Source organism: Saccharopolyspora sp. NFXS83 (assembly GCF_026241095.1).
Taxonomy (GTDB): Bacteria; Actinomycetota; Actinomycetes; order Mycobacteriales; family Pseudonocardiaceae; genus Saccharopolyspora_C.
The window spans coordinates 142,212-156,202 of record NZ_JAPFGB010000002.1 but is presented as its reverse complement, the minus strand read 5'-3'; the positions used below and the strand labels follow the sequence as shown (position 1 = coordinate 156,202).

At 69.6% G+C, this 13,991-nt stretch carries 11 protein-coding genes; 10 read left to right on the top strand and 1 reads right to left on the bottom strand.

What is annotated here, in order from left to right:
* The first annotated feature begins 8 nt into the window (after nucleotides 1-8).
* The 10 genes from botA (at nucleotide 9) to OOZ19_RS02910 (ending at nucleotide 12,167) form a co-directional block, all read left to right on the top strand.
* Nucleotides 9-149 carry a bottromycin family RiPP peptide gene (gene botA, locus OOZ19_RS02955; RefSeq protein WP_266087941.1) on the top strand — a complete coding sequence of 47 codons (141 nt, stop codon included), beginning with the start codon at nucleotides 9-11 and terminating at the stop codon, nucleotides 147-149.
* Between the two features lie 74 nt (nucleotides 150-223).
* Complete coding sequence (locus OOZ19_RS02950) at nucleotides 224-1,399, top strand: hypothetical protein (RefSeq protein WP_266087939.1); 1,176 nt, start codon at nucleotides 224-226, stop codon at nucleotides 1,397-1,399.
* Entirely contained in the window at nucleotides 1,317-2,651 is a 1,335-nt protein-coding gene (locus OOZ19_RS02945; RefSeq protein WP_266087937.1) for a YcaO-like family protein, read from the top strand. The genes OOZ19_RS02950 and OOZ19_RS02945 overlap by 83 nt, the downstream gene beginning before the upstream one ends.
* Nucleotides 2,648-4,546 (top strand): RiPP maturation radical SAM C-methyltransferase, encoded by a 1,899-nt coding sequence (locus OOZ19_RS02940; RefSeq protein ID WP_266087935.1) that lies wholly within the window; start codon nucleotides 2,648-2,650, stop codon nucleotides 4,544-4,546. Before OOZ19_RS02945 ends, OOZ19_RS02940 begins: the two co-directional genes overlap by 4 nt.
* A complete protein-coding gene (locus OOZ19_RS02935; RefSeq protein ID WP_266087933.1) occupies nucleotides 4,533-5,327 on the top strand; it encodes an alpha/beta fold hydrolase in 795 nt (264 codons plus the stop codon). Before OOZ19_RS02940 ends, OOZ19_RS02935 begins: the two co-directional genes overlap by 14 nt.
* Nucleotides 5,327-6,724: an amidohydrolase family protein gene (locus OOZ19_RS02930; RefSeq protein ID WP_266087931.1), complete on the top strand. Its 1,398-nt coding sequence runs from the start codon at nucleotides 5,327-5,329 to the stop codon at nucleotides 6,722-6,724. Before OOZ19_RS02935 ends, OOZ19_RS02930 begins: the two co-directional genes overlap by 1 nt.
* Nucleotides 6,714-7,898 (top strand): cytochrome P450, encoded by a 1,185-nt coding sequence (locus OOZ19_RS02925; protein WP_266087929.1) that lies wholly within the window; start codon nucleotides 6,714-6,716, stop codon nucleotides 7,896-7,898. The genes OOZ19_RS02930 and OOZ19_RS02925 overlap by 11 nt, the downstream gene beginning before the upstream one ends.
* Before the next feature lie 9 nt (nucleotides 7,899-7,907).
* Entirely contained in the window at nucleotides 7,908-9,824 is a 1,917-nt protein-coding gene (locus OOZ19_RS02920) for a RiPP maturation radical SAM C-methyltransferase (RefSeq protein WP_323055092.1), read from the top strand.
* Between the two features lie 350 nt (nucleotides 9,825-10,174).
* Nucleotides 10,175-10,714, top strand: coding sequence for a DUF2087 domain-containing protein (locus OOZ19_RS02915; protein ID WP_266087927.1), 540 nt, complete (start codon nucleotides 10,175-10,177; stop codon nucleotides 10,712-10,714).
* Nucleotides 10,715-10,730: 16 nt separating this feature from the next.
* On the top strand, nucleotides 10,731-12,167 hold the full coding sequence (locus tag OOZ19_RS02910; RefSeq protein WP_266087925.1) for a leucyl aminopeptidase family protein: 1,437 nt from the start codon (nucleotides 10,731-10,733) through the stop codon (nucleotides 12,165-12,167).
* A 75-nt stretch (nucleotides 12,168-12,242) separates the two neighbouring features.
* On the opposite strand, the gene ccrA is transcribed toward OOZ19_RS02910, so the two are convergent.
* Nucleotides 12,243-13,580 carry a crotonyl-CoA carboxylase/reductase gene (gene ccrA / locus OOZ19_RS02905; protein WP_266087923.1) on the bottom strand — a complete coding sequence of 446 codons (1,338 nt, stop codon included), beginning with the start codon at nucleotides 13,578-13,580 and terminating at the stop codon, nucleotides 12,243-12,245.
* Nucleotides 13,581-13,991 lie beyond the last annotated feature (411 nt).

Genomic DNA, 13,991 nt, shown 5'->3' with positions numbered 1-13,991 from the left:
AATGAATCATGGGACCGGCTGTTGTCTTCGACTGCATGACCGCGGACTTCCTGAACGACGACCCCAACAACGCCGAGCTGAGCGAGCTGGAGATGCGCGAGCTCGAGTCTTGGGGCTCGTGGTCCGACGAGAACGGCTCGGTGGAGTGACCGAGTCAGCGGTTGATCACGCATAACCGCTGAGCACGATGTCGGCGGGCTGGGCGATCAGGGGAGAGCGGGCGATGGCCAGGAAATCGGTGACGCGGTGCGCGCTGCGGGAGGTCTCCTACCGCACGTGTTCCTCTTCCACCGACCGCACGGTGACGGTGCGGTGCACGGTGGATCCGGAATCGGGAACGGGTTCGGCCGATGGTTATGGAACAGCCGAATCCGAGGCCGTCGCACGGAAGAAGGCGTTTTCCGAAGCAGTGGAACGACTCCTGGCCTGCACCCCTTTCGCGCTGGAAGCCCGCCCGCCGACGCCCCCGGAACCACGTCCCGCACCCGATCCGCTGGCGGACGGAGTGCGAGCGGCTCCCGAGAACTGCCGCGTTCGCCGATACCGGTCGCTGGCGGGAGACGGCACGGTGCAGGTGCCGATGTTCTGGTCGTCGCCGTGGGTGTCCGACGTGGAATTGCGGTCGGCCACGCTGTGGCCGTCCGCCGCCAGGCTCTCCAGCACGATCGGCTGGGCCGTCGCTCCGTCGGCGCAGGCCGCGCTGCGGGGTGCGCTGCTCGAGCTGACCGAGTTGCTGAACTACGGCACCTTCCTCTACCAGTGCCTGCGCGGAGCTCCGGAATCCGAGGTGCCGCAGCGAGATAGCGGGCAGCACGACGGAGTCGTGCGAACGGTCCCGATCGGGTTCGTGTCCGGGACACCGACGGTCCTGGCGATCACGCGCCACCAGGGCAGGCTCATGCCGGCCACCGGCGTCGGCGCCGCGTCGACGTTGGTGGAGGCGACCGAGCGGGCGGTGCTCGAACTCGCCCAGGCCGAAGTGCTGTGGCGGTCGAACCAGAACGCGCCTGCCGACGAGCGGCTGTTCATGCGCAGGTTCGACCGGTGGCCGCTGGTTCGGCGCTGCGTCGCCCTCGACTTCGACCTGATCGCCGGTGGCGTGTCACCGGACCCGTCCTCGCGGTGGTCCCCGCTGCGCGAGCTGACCGCCGGAGGCATCGAGACCTGGGCCGATTCCGGAGCGGTCGAGCTCTCCGGCCCCGGCGTCGAAGCGATCCGCGTGCACTTCGCGCACGTGGTGGCGCGTCCCCAACCACTGCTCGGCCTCGTCCGTGCCGGTATTCCCGTTTTCGAGACGGGGGAAGTGAGGAAGATCCTTGACCGATCGCGTCGACCACGACCTCGTGACCGCGGCTCTGCTGAGCGCGCCCACGGGGGACGACATCCCGCCGGAGCGTGAGACGCCGTTGTCGAGGGCGCTGGCCGCCGTCGGCGAATGGCTCACCGCGGAGCGGTTGACCCCGGACATCTGGAAGTACGGTCCGGACCACGCGCCGACCTACGAGGTGCACCTCAAGGGCGAAGACGGCGCGCTGCGCTCGCGCAGCTCGGGGAAGGGGCTGGGTGAGCGCAGCATGGCCAGCGCGTTGTTCGAGAGCGCTGAGCACTACCACTTGGACTGGCGGCGCGATCAGACCGCGGGTGGGCCCGAGTTCCGCACCGGCGCGGAACTGGCCGCGCAACCCACTTCTCGGCGATCGGCGCTGATGCGGCGCCTCGGCGGCATCATGCCGGACGCCCGGGTGCTGGCCCGCGAGTACCGCGCTGTCGACGACGTCGTCGGCGAGCCGGCCGGGGCAGGGGCGGTCCACTTCCAGCCCGTCTTCCTGCGTGATGGCGGCTACCAGAACTGGCCGCATCCGGACGACGACGGCTCCTTCCGGCCCTTGTGGCACTACACCTCCAGTGCCGGGTACGCGGCTGGGACCACGCTGCCGGAGGCGTTGGTGCACGCCGTCAACGAATTGATCGAGCGGGACGCCTGGTCGTGCCAGCTCGCGCGCTCCTACTTCGGTACCGGCCGAGGCGGGCCGGAGCTGCGCGTGGTCGCTCAGGAGAGCCTGCCGCCCGATCTGGGGGAACTGGCGGAGTCCGTGGCGGAGCTGAGCGGATCGCCGATCCTGATCGTCTCGATCACCTGCGACACCGACGTGCCCGCGTACGTCGTCTGCGATGCGACCAGCGACGAGGCCATCCGGCAGATCGGCAGCGGGGCCTCGCCGGTGCGGACCTACGCGTTGCAGCGGGCCCTGTTGGAGTACCTGCAGGTCCGGACCATGTTCAAGCACGGCCCGGTGGATCAGGCCCGGGAGGCCGAGCAGATCGGCACAGCCCTGGCGCGTTTCCCGCGCCACCTCGCCGCCGCGCGGTTCGACGTGCGTTCCCTCCCGCACGAGCGCCACTCGTTCGAACCGGCCGAGGACGTCATCGAGGCACCTGAGGAATTGCTGAGGCAACTGGTCGGCCGGTTGCGCGAGGTTGGCGTCCAGGCCTACTTCCGGGTGCTGACCCGGCCGGATGGGCCCATCACGGTCGTGGACGTCGTCGCACCCGGCCTGGAGATGCTGGACAAGGCGCGCGCCGGTTACCCGGTGCTGCCGACCGGTCGGCTCAGCGACGCTCCCCACGGGCGAGGAGGTGGGCGGGCATGAGAACGGTGCTGGTGGCTCCGCCGTGGAACAGCCTCTATCGGCCGTCCATCCAGATCGCCACCCTCGGCGGGTTGGCGGCCCAGGGCACGGGTGACCCCATCACCTGCGAGTACGCCTACCTGGACTGGTTCGAGTACGTGATCGGCGTGTCCGATCGCGCCCCCGAGCAGTTCATCGCGATCTACGACACGATCGGCGAAGAACTCTACGGCCTCGGCGTCGGTGACTGGATCTTCGGTTCCATGGTCGCGCCCGAGGACGCCGACGAGGCGGCGGTGCGCGAGGAGTACGCCGCTTTCCTCGGAGAGCGGGGTGTGGCCCCCGACCTGGTGAGCTTCGTGATGTCGATGCGCCAGGAGGCTGCCGGGTTCGTGACCGCGTTCGCGGACTCGCTGCTGGCGACCGGTGCGGAGTGCTTCGGGTTCACCACCTCGTTCAGCCAGCTGATCCCGGCCCTGGCGATCGCCAGGGCACTCAAGGACCGGGCGCCGGAGCGATTCGTCTTCCTCGGTGGTGCGAACTGCGACCGGCCGATGGGTGAGGCGGTGATGCGCTCCTACCGCTTCGTCGACGCGGTCGTGCAGGGCGAAGGAGAAGCGGCGGTGACCGCGATCAGCGAGGCCGGGACGGTGGCGGAGCTGAAATCGGCCCCCGGAATGGTGTTGCGCGATGGGGAGGACCTCGTCGTGTCGCCGCCGGTGGTGCAATCGATGGAGGCGACCCCGGTTCCGCGCTACGACGAGTACTTCGAGCGCCTGGAGCGGTTCCCGTGGCGCGACCTGATCGTTCCGAACGTGGCACTGCCCTTCCAGATGTCCCGCGGGTGTTGGTGGGGCGAGAAGATGCAGTGCACGTTCTGCGGCGAGAACGGCAGCGGCATGCCGTACCGGAGCAGGGCGGGCACGCAGCTCGTGCACGCATTGCGCGAGCTGACCGAGCGCCACGGGGTCCTGGACACCTACGCGGTCGACACGATCCTGGCGAAGGACGACAACGGCCTGGCCGCGCTCGCCGAAGCGGAAGTCGATGTCACCACCTTCTTCGAGGTGAAGGCGAACTTGAGCCCCAAAGCACTGGGGGAGCTGCGCGCAGCAGGTGTGACGATGGTGCAGCCCGGCATCGAAAGCCTCAGCACCGGCTCGCTGAAGCTGCTGCGCAAGGGCGCCACGGGATTCCACAACCTGCGCTTCCTGGTGCTCTGCCGGGAATTGGGCATCGATGCGCGGTGGAACCTGCTGTCGGCGATGCCGGGGGAGACGCCGGAGATGCTGGACGAGCAGCTGCGGCTGATCCCGTTCCTGCCGCACTTGGCGCCGCCGTCGACGGTGAGCAAGGTCCGGGTGGATCGCTACAGCCCGTACTTCGAGAACCCCGGCGAGTTCGGCATCGAGCTCACCGGCCCGGAGCGCAAGTACCGGTTCACCCATCCCGGCCACGATGCCGAGCGGGAAGCGATGGCCTACTCCTTCGACCACGCGGAGGTCGGGGACGCAGGTGGCGAGTCGATGCTCGCACTACGCCGCCGCTTGGGGGCACGCGTCGGGCTCTGGAAGAAGCTGCACGGGCAGTCCCGCTTCAACTACCGGTTCGGCCCGGACCTGACCGTCCTGTTCGACCACCGGCCCCAGGTGGGCAGGGGACGGCACGTCCTGCGGGGATGGGAGGACGTGCTGTTCCGGGCGCTGGTCCACGGGGGCCGGGTCAACCAGGCGGTGGATCACGCGGCGGAGCGAGCCCGGTCGGAATCAGAGGTGCGCGACCGCTTGCGCGAGTGGCAGGAGTGCGGCTGGGTCTACTCCGAAGGACCGCGCGGCCTGGTACTGGCCGTGCACGACAGCGGTCGCGACGAACTGGGCCGGGCGGTCGCGCTGGGAGGTCGTAGTGCGACGGCATGACGAACTCGAGCGCTTCGAGGCGACGTCGAGGGACGGCACGCTCGTCCGCGGCGTGCGGCGGCCCGGCCGCGGTGAGCCCGTCGTGCTCATCCACGGCGTGGCCATGGACATCGGGGTGTGGCCCGAATCGGGATTCTTCGACGCACTACCGGGTGCTGAGCTGATCGCCTTCGACCTGCGGGGGCGCGGCGCGAGCGAACGCGTCGGCACCGCTGAGGCTCACGCCGTCGACCGGTACGTCGAGGACGTGCAAGCCGTGCTCGACGCGTTCGCGCATCCGAGCTGCAGCCTGTTCGGCCTGTACTTCGGCGGTCGCGTCGGGTTGCTGACAGCCGAGGTGGATCCCCGCGTGTCCCGGGTGTTCTCGTTCTGCGCGCACGGGGAGAGGGTGGAGATCCCGGTCGACGCGGTCGAGGACGAGGCCGCGGCCATCGCCGGTGGGCGGGGGCACGCCTACTTGACCGACCACTTCACCGCGGCCGGTGCTCCGCGGTGGATGGTCTCGGCCTGCGACCGGGTCGACAGAGCGGAGGTCGCGGCGGCGACGCGCGGCCTGCTGCACGGCTCGGACCGCGGCGCCCGCCGCGGGTTCGCCGGCCAAGAGCTCGTGCTGATCACCGCGAACGGGGACGGCGAACTGGACACGTTCCAGGCCGGTGCGCGGCGGCTCGGCGCGCAGCTGTGGCTCGTCGACGACCGGACGAGAGTGCGCGCCGCGGCCCGCGTCGCGGAGGTCGGTGCCCGGGTCGCCGGTCTGCTCGGCACCGGAGCGGGGGGCTGATGACCCGGGTCGAGGACGCGCTGTGGGGCAGCCGTACAGGTCTGCTGCCCGCGGGGGATCGGATCGTCTCCCTCCTGGAGGACTGGGCGAGCCGCGGTCGTGATCACGTCCTGCCCGCGGTCGGCCTGATCGACGCGACGACCGGCCGGATCTCCGCACCGCGCGAGCTGGCGGTGGCCGACGGGGTCGTCGTGGACCGGGGGCCTGCCCGCGCACCCGGTGCGGTGTGCGAGTGGTTCGCGGCGCCGGGTTTCGTCGACGCCCACGCGCACATGTCGTCGGTGTGCGACCTCGCCGGTCTGCTCGCCTACGGCGTCACCGGGTATCGCCAGATGTGGGGTGAACCGGCGCACCTCTACACCGCCGGGGTGCACCGGGCCAGAAGTGCCGTGCTCCCGAGGCCGTGGGTCGCCACGGCGGTCGTCGACGGTCCGCGCACCCGAGTGCCGGAAGCGGCCACGATCGCCGCGGACTCACGAGCAGTACGACACGTCGTCAGCGAAGCGCTCGCGTTCGGCTTCGACGGCATCAAGGTGTACGACGACCTCGAAGGACCGGTGTTCGCCGAACTCGTCCGAGCGGCGGAGGAGGCGGGTGTGCCGGTCGTCGGACACGTGCCTGAACGCGTCCCGGGGGATGTGGCCCGCCGGGGGATGCGTTCCACCGAACACCTCTACGGGATCGTGCCGAACGTCTTCCGCCGCCCGCCGTCCGAGCGTTGGCCCACGCTGGCCGAAGCGCTGCAGCGGTGGGAGTCCGGCCCAGCCGCTGGCACCGACGGTTTCGACGGGCATTTCGTGTGCCCGACGCTGACCGCTTGGCGGGCGCTGACCGGGGAGCGGCGCCGCACCCGTCCCTCGCGGACGGCGTTGCGGATGGCAACCGGAGGCCGCCAGCGGAGCTGGAGCGTCGCAGCACGCGAAGCGCTGCGGACAGACCCGGCCGCGGCGCAGGAGCGCGGCGATCTGATCGACCGGCTCGGTGCGCTCACCCGTGGCGTGGCCGATGCCGGTGCGCGGTTGCTGGTCGGCACCGACTGCGGAAACCCGTTCGTCGTCGCGGGACCGTCGTTCCACAAGGAACTGGCCGAACTCTCGAGGGCGGGGGTCGGCAGGGCGGGATTGCTGCGCGCCGCGACGACCGAGGCCCACGACGTCATGGGGTGGCGGCCTCCTTCCGACATGGTCCTGTACCGGCGCGCGCCCACCGGGGACGTCGCCGCGTTGGCTCGGCCGGACGGCGTGCTGATCGATGGTGTCCTGCTCGACTCGGACGACTTGGATCACCTGTGGCAACTGCGGCTGGCGGCTGCCGGGCTCGACGCCGCCGTGTGGCCGCGGGGCGAGCTCGACGCGACCGGCGTCCAACATGAGAAAGAGGTGGCAGGTGCAGGCTGACGAATGTCCACATGCGACGAAGCAGGCCGCGGCAGCGGACTTCGACTTCTTCAACTCTCCCGCGGAATACCGCCGGGCAGCGGCTGAGCACGCGCGCGACGGCGCGTTCTACAGCGGCAGTGGCGACGGGTTCTGGGTGTTCACCGAGTACGGAAAGATCTGCGATGCGTTCCGCGACGAGGAGCAGTTCACGGTGGAGCGCGTCAGCGCGGCCGAAGGCGCCGACGACGAGCGGTGGGTTCCGCTGACCATCGATGGCGGCGAGCACGCGCAGTGGCGCCGCAAACTGGGAGCGTGGTTCACGCCCCAGCGCGTGCGCGAACTGCAGCCGACGATCCGCGCCAACGCCCAGCGTCGGATCGAGGCATTGATCGGCCGGGGTTCGGCCTCGTTCAACGAGGATTTCGCCCGGCCGTACGTGCTGGAGAACTTGATGGTGGCCGTCGGCTGGCCAGTCGACGACCTCGACCACCTGCTGCGGATCAATCTCGGCATGATCGCGTCGCGGTACGAGCCGGATCCGCGGGAAGCGGCGTTCCACTCCGAGGTCGGCCTGCCCGGGCTGGACGCCTACGTTCGCAAGAACGTGGAACTGCGCCGCGCCGAACCGGCCGACGACTTGGTCACCGCGACTTTCGACTGGGAGATCGACGGTGTTCCCATCACCGACGAGGACCGGATCTCCCTCCTGTCGGTGCTGTTCCTGGCGGGCGTCGACTCGACGGTGAACCACATGTCCAACGCCGTGCAGCACCTCGCCCACCACGACGAGGACCGCGCGCGGTTCGTCGCTGACCGCGAGGTGCGACCGGCGGCGGTGGAGGAGTTCCTGCGGGTGTTCTCCTGCATGTACCCGGGCCGCAAAGCGGCGCGAGACGGGGCGGGCAGCGTCGCCGGGCACGGTCAGACGGTGCTGTTGCCGCTGGCGCTGGCCAACCACGACCCGGAGGTGTTCCCGGACCCCGAGCGGGTCCGCTTCGAGCGCGAGAAGAACCCGCACATCGCCTTCGGCACCGGGCACCACCAGTGCGCCGGGGCCGGGTTCGCGCGGGCCCAGCTGCACACGGCGTTGGACGAGTGGCATGAGCGAATCCCGCAGTACCGATTGCCGCCGTCCGCGGACGAGGTGCCGCCGTTCCTGCGCAACGCCTACGATCTGCGGTTGGTCTGGTGAGGAACGACTATGAGCGATGTTGGTCGAGCGGCCCTCGTCTCGATGCCGTGGAACAACGTGACGCGGCCGTCGATCCAGGTCGGAATCCTGCGTTCGGTCGCCGAGGCGCAGGGGTGGCAGGTGACCTCGCACTACGCGTACCTCGATTTCTACGGGCTGGCGCAGCGGATGCTGGGGTACGAACCCGCCCGGTGGGCGGCTGCTTACGAGTCGATCGCGGAGGGCCTGTACCACTTGTCGGCCGGGGACTGGATCTACTCCCGACGCGACTGCGATGCCGCTGACCGGGACCGGTACTTCGCGCTGCTGCGTTCCAAGCAGGTGGACGAGTCCTCGATCTCGTTGATCGATTCGCTTCGGGAGGTGGCGGATCGGCACGTCGAGCGGACGGTAGCGGCGTTGCTGCACGACCAGCCGGGCGTCGTCGGGTTCACCACCACGTTCAGCCAGAACGGACCGACGTTGGCGGTGGCGCGGCGGCTCCGGGAGGAGGGGTTCGGCGGCACGATCGTGCTGGGTGGCAGCAATTGCGAGGGGCCGATGGGGCGTGCGCTGCTGGCGAATTTCCCGGAGGTGGACGCGGTGGTCGACGGTCCGGGTGAGGACGCTTTCGTGGCGTTGTTGCAGCAGGTCGCCGCCGGCGTCCCACCGCAGTCGACCGGCAGGCTCCGCACCCGGGGCGACGCCGCTCCCGCACGACCTGCCGGGGTGGTGCCGGCCGCCGAGCGGTTGAGCGCACCTACGCCGAACTACGACGGCTTCTTCGAACAGATCAGCAGTTCGGGTGTTTCGGAGCTGGAGCCGGAGGTGACGTTGCCGGTTGAGTTTTCGCGGGGGTGTTGGTGGGGTGCGAAGACGCATTGCACGTTTTGTGGTTTGAATGGTGCGACGATGCGTTTTCGCAGTAAGCATCCGGATTCGGTGGCGGGTGAGTTGCGGCAGTTGATGAGTAGGTACGGGGTGTTGGATTTTTTTGCGGTGGACAACATCTTGGACATGGGTTATTTGGATTCGGCGTTGCCGTTGGTGGAGGAGTTGGGGACGGATCACTCGTTGTTCTTCGAGGTGAAGGCGAACATGGAGTGGGCTGATGTTCGTCGGATGCGGCGGGCGGGGGTGCGGTCGGTGCAGCCGGGGATCGAGAGTTTGAGCACGGAGGGGTTGCGGGCGTTGAAGAAGGGGTCGACGGCGTTCCAGAACGTGCGCTTCCTCCTCGGCTGCGCGGAGTACGGTGTGCGCTCGGTCTGGAACATCCTCACCGGCTACCCCGCGGAGTCCCCGTCGTCCTTGAGCGCGCAAGTGGATCTGGTGCCCTCGTTGACCCATCTGGAACCTCCGGACAACGAATTTCTGGTCGTGCACTTCGACCGGTTCAGTCCGTACGTGGAGTCTCCGGAGTCTTTCGGGTTGGTGTTGTCGAGTCCGTTTCCGGGGTATCGGTTTGCTTATCCTGGTTTGTCGGATGAGGATTTGTGGAACATTGCTTATCATTTTGAGGGTGAGTTCGAAGATGATGAGCGGAATGGTGAGTTGCGGCGTCGGTTGGCGGCGCGGGTGCGGTTGTGGCGGGCGCATCATGGGTCGGCTCGTTTTTCGTATCGGTTGGGTTTTTCCCGGGTGGTGCTGACGGATCGGCGGCCGGGTCTGGAGCAGCGGGTGGTGTCGTTGACCGGGGCGGATGCCCGGTTGTACCGGGCGTTGATCGGAGGTAAGCGTCTCCGGGATCTTGAGGCTGAAGGGTTCGAGGGGCAGGCGGTGCTGGACACGCTCCGGGAATGGGAGCGTCGCCGGTGGGTGTTCGTGGAGAACACGAAGGTGATCGCGCTCGCGGTGCGTGAGAATCCTTCCGCGCACCGGGCGCCGCCCGCGCAGGGAACGCCCAAGCGGCCTCGCGCGCAAATACCCCTCACCCTCGCGTCCGAATAGTGCGCCGCATCGGTGCGGGTTCAACAGCAGGATCCTGCGGTCGTCCGATCGGGGCAGGCAGCACTCCCGGAGTTCACCACTGGGCACTTCCTAGGAGAAACGGCGATGCGCGGAGCCGAGGCACGCATTCCGGAAAGGCGGTCCGGGGCCGCTGCTATGCTCCGATGACCGGGTCCGCGAACGCCAAGATGACCACGTCGACCAAGCCTTGCGGTCGAAACTCGGTTGTCCGGTCGGCGATTCCTTCGACCCGGTTCCTTCCCGCGGGCCTGTCCGGGGGAAGCGGCGCGGGAAAGCGCGGTTGACCAGAACCGCGCGGAACCGCGAAACAGCGACGCGAAGGTGGACAGATGAGCACCACGACCGAATCAGAAGAACGTCCGCTTACCTGCGGCGACATCGTGGGTGTTCTCGCCCAGCCCGAGCGGCGTGCCGCTTTCGCCGCCCTCGCGCTCGGCGCGACCACCTTGGACGAGGTCGCCGAGAGGGCCGAGCTGCGGTCCACCACCGCCGTTGGAGCGCTGCAGAAGCTGGTGGACGGCCGGATCGCCGTTGTCGAGCGGGAGACCAACCGGTACGAATTGGTCGAGGACGCGTTCCAGAAGGCCGTCGTGCTGGAAGTGCGGATCTCCGGACGGGACGGCGGCGACGGCGCGGGAGTCTACTTCCGCCGCGGCCGGTTGAAGGCCATCCCGGGGGACGACGCGGTGCGTGCGAGGGTGCTGGGAGTGGTGGCCGAATCGTTCGCGCCGGGCGAGGTCTACCGGGAGCCGAAGGTCAATGCGCTTTGCGGTGAGTGGTTCGACGACTGGGTGAGCTTGCGCCGAGCCCTGGTCGACGACGGTCTGCTGGTGCGCGATGAGACGGGCGCGAACTACGAGCGGGCTTGAGGCGACCATGCGCGTCGTGGCGGAAGCGCAGCGCCGACCGGCGGATGCGGTGGCCCGGCTCCGGTACGCGGGCACACCGGTGAGCACGTTCTGCAGGCGGCGCGGCTTCCTGGCCCGTCCGGGGCAGGTCGTCGCCGAACCCGACCAGGATGGAAGGGCGGTGGTGCTCAACGTCGGCCTGGGGCCGTCCGGCTCGGCCACCGCGGCGACGTTCCGGCGGGCCGCCGCCGCGGCCGTCCGGGCTGCCGGGCCTGCGCGGACGCTTCGCCTGGACCTGGCGCCGCTGGACGGGGACGACCTCTCTGAAGCCGATCAGGCATGCGCGCTGGCCGAAGGTGCCGCGCTCGCCGGTTACCGCTACGGCGGCCACCGCTCCGACGGGCGGACCGGAACGCTCCGAGAAGTCGTCGTGGTCACCGGCGCGCACGAGGCCGTCGCCGCCGCCCTCGCCGCCTGCGCCGGCACCTGCCTGGCCCGCGATCTCGTCAACTGTCCCGGCGGTGAGTTGACACCACCCGAGTTCGCGCGCCGGATTCAGCGGATCGCCGAGCGCGAAGGGCTCACCTGCGCTGTCCACGAGGATCCAGGTGAACTGGGCCTGGCCGGACTCGTCGCGGTCGGGCGCGGGTCGCGGCAGCCGCCGCGGTTCGTGCGCCTGAGCCACGGGCCTGCCGATGCGGACGACGACCAGCCGTCGATCGGGTTGGTGGGAAAGGGGATCACGTTCGACTCCGGCGGGTTGTCGCTCAAGCCGACGGAGCGGATGCGCTCCATGAAATCCGACATGGGAGGTGCCGCCGCCGTCGTCGGTGCGCTCGCCGCGCTACCCCGGCTGGGGTTGCCGGTGCGCGTCGACGCGTTCCTGCCGCTGGCCGAGAACATGCCGGACGGTGCCGCGTTGCGCGTCGGAGACGTCGTGCGGCACGTCGACGGTTCGTCCACCGAGATCGTCGACACCGACAACGAGGGACGCGTGGTGCTGGCGGACGTGCTGGTCCACGCGGCGGAGCGGTGCGAGGCCGTGCTCGACGTGGCCACGTTGACCTCCGCGGTGGCCCAGGCCCTGGGGACCAGGGCAGGTGCCGTGTTCGCGAACGATGAGCAGCTGGCCGGCACCGTGCTGGCGGGCGCGGCCCGGGCGGGGGAACCGTTGTGGCGGCTCCCGTTGCTCACCGCCGAACGCAGGCACCTGCGCTCGGCGGTGGCGGACCGGGTGAACGCGTCGCACCGCGAAGGCGACGCCGTGCAGGCGGCGTTGTTCCTGCAGGAATTCGTCCCGGCCACGACGCCGTGGGCGCACTTGGACATCGCCGCCGCCGCCTTCAACGCAGAGGGGCCCTACGACGAGATCCCGCACGGCGGCACGGGTTTCGGCGTGCGGACGCTGGTCGAGGCGTTGAAACTGCTGTCCGCCGACGCCGCCGCGCCGACCTGCGGTCCTTCCGCCCCGTAGCGCACAGCGCGCTCCCGAGCCGCCGGTCTTCTTCCCGCGGGGCCCCGAGCGGTACCGCTCCGGGGCGCCCTATCGTCACGAAGCCGGGGAGCGGAAGCGGTTGATGGCGGTGGCGTGCCGTTCGCGGAACTCCGGATCCTCGACCCCGAGACCCTGCTCCGGCGCGAGGCACAACACCCCGACCTTGCCGCTGTGGTCGTTGCGGTGGACGGCGGCGACCGCTCCGCCGACCTGCGGGAGCCGGTGCACCTCCGACAGCGTCGGGTGGATCATGCCCTTGCACACCAGGCGGTTCGCCTCCCACGCCTCCCGGTAGTTGGCGAAGTGGCTGCCGATGATGCGCTTCAGCGACATCCACAGGTAGCGGTTGTCGTAGAGGTGCTGGTAGCCGGAGGTCGACGCGCAAGTGACGACGGTTCCGCCGCGCCGGGTCACGAACACGCTCGCGCCGAAGGTCTCCCTGCCCGGGTGCTCCAGCACGATGTCCACGTCCTCGCCACCGGTGAGGTCCCGGATGTGCGACCCGAACCGCTTCCACTCCGCCGGGTCCGGCGTGTGCTCGTCCTTCCAGAACGCGTAGCCTTCGGCGGCGCGGTCGATCACCGCCTCGGCGCCCAGCGAGCGCACCAGCTCCGCCTTCTGCGGATTCGACACGACGCAGATCGGGATTCCGCCCCCGTTGCGCACCAGCTGCACCGCGTACGAGCCCAGGCCACCACCGGCACCCCACACCAGGACGTTGTCGCCCTGCTTCATGCGCGCGCCGTTGCGCGAGACGAGCTGGCGATAGGCGGTCGAGTGCACCAACCCGGAGCAGGCCGCCTCTTCCCACGTGAGATGCCGTGGTTTGGGCATCAACTGGTTGGCACGCACCAGGGAGAGCTGGGCCAGCCCGCCGAAGTTCGTCTCATAACCCCAGATCCGCTGCTCCGGGTCGAGCATCGCGTCGTCGTGGCCGTCCGCGGATTCCAAGCCGGTGGACAAGCAGTGCGCGACCACCCGGTCGCCGGGTTTCCACCGCCGCACGCCGGGGCCGACGCGCAGCACCACGCCGGAGAGGTCCGAACCCACCACGTGGTAGGGGAGGTCGTGCCGGGCGCCTTCGGGGCTGCGGCCGAACCGCTTGAGGAACGCGAACGTGGGGATCGGCTCGAACAGCGCGCTCCACACGGTGTTGTAGTTGATGGCGCTGGCCATCACCGCGATGATCGCCTCGCCGTGCCCGGGCTCGGGCGTGGGCACCTGCTCGACGTGGATCGACTTCGCCGGGTCCTTGTCGGCGGAGGGCACGCCGCTGAACATGTCGACCTCGTCGGTGTGCAGCACCGCGCCCGAGTACGACTCGGGGATCGGGAGCCCGGCGATCTCGTCCGCCCCCGCTCCGTGCGCGATCGCGTTCACCAGTTCGTCCATTTGCGACGATCACCTCGCAGGTTCGTTCGGGAATTCCGCGGAAGCCGGGTTTTCCCTGACGATCTACCGGTGGCGGCACGTCGCCGTCCAACCGGACCGACCGGCCACAGTTGGACACCGCCGGTCCCGGTTCCGGGCTGTTCGAGCGCTCAGCGCGATCAGTCGAACACGGCTGTCGGCTGCCTATGCTGAGCCGGTGCCCGACCCGGTAGCTCCTGCGGAGGCGGATCGGGACGAGGCGCGAAACTGGGGAGGATCGCGGACTTTCCGGGCTCAGGGGGCTGCTCGGCCGTGGAACAGCGGCCCGTTCCCGAGGACGGAGTGAACGGCGGTCCCCGCATCGCATCCACGACTCGTCGGCCCACCCGGGCTTCGGCGGGACTTCCGGTGACCACGAGGATGACATGGCGG

What these genes read in the sequence shown, in the direction of transcription:
- OOZ19_RS02940 (WP_266087935.1), top strand. Translation starts at nt 2,648, where the DNA reads ATGAGAACGGTGCTGGTGGCTCCGCCGTGGAACAGCCTCTATCGGCCG.
- OOZ19_RS02915 (WP_266087927.1), top strand. Translation starts at nt 10,175, where the DNA reads ATGAGCACCACGACCGAATCAGAAGAACGTCCGCTTACCTGCGGCGAC.
- ccrA (WP_266087923.1), bottom strand. Translation starts at nt 13,580, where the DNA reads ATGGACGAACTGGTGAACGCGATCGCGCACGGAGCGGGGGCGGACGAG.
- OOZ19_RS02920 (WP_323055092.1), top strand. Translation starts at nt 7,908, where the DNA reads ATGAGCGATGTTGGTCGAGCGGCCCTCGTCTCGATGCCGTGGAACAAC.
- botA (WP_266087941.1), top strand. Translation starts at nt 9, where the DNA reads ATGGGACCGGCTGTTGTCTTCGACTGCATGACCGCGGACTTCCTGAAC.
- OOZ19_RS02930 (WP_266087931.1), top strand. Translation starts at nt 5,327, where the DNA reads ATGACCCGGGTCGAGGACGCGCTGTGGGGCAGCCGTACAGGTCTGCTG.
- OOZ19_RS02950 (WP_266087939.1), top strand. Translation starts at nt 224, where the DNA reads ATGGCCAGGAAATCGGTGACGCGGTGCGCGCTGCGGGAGGTCTCCTAC.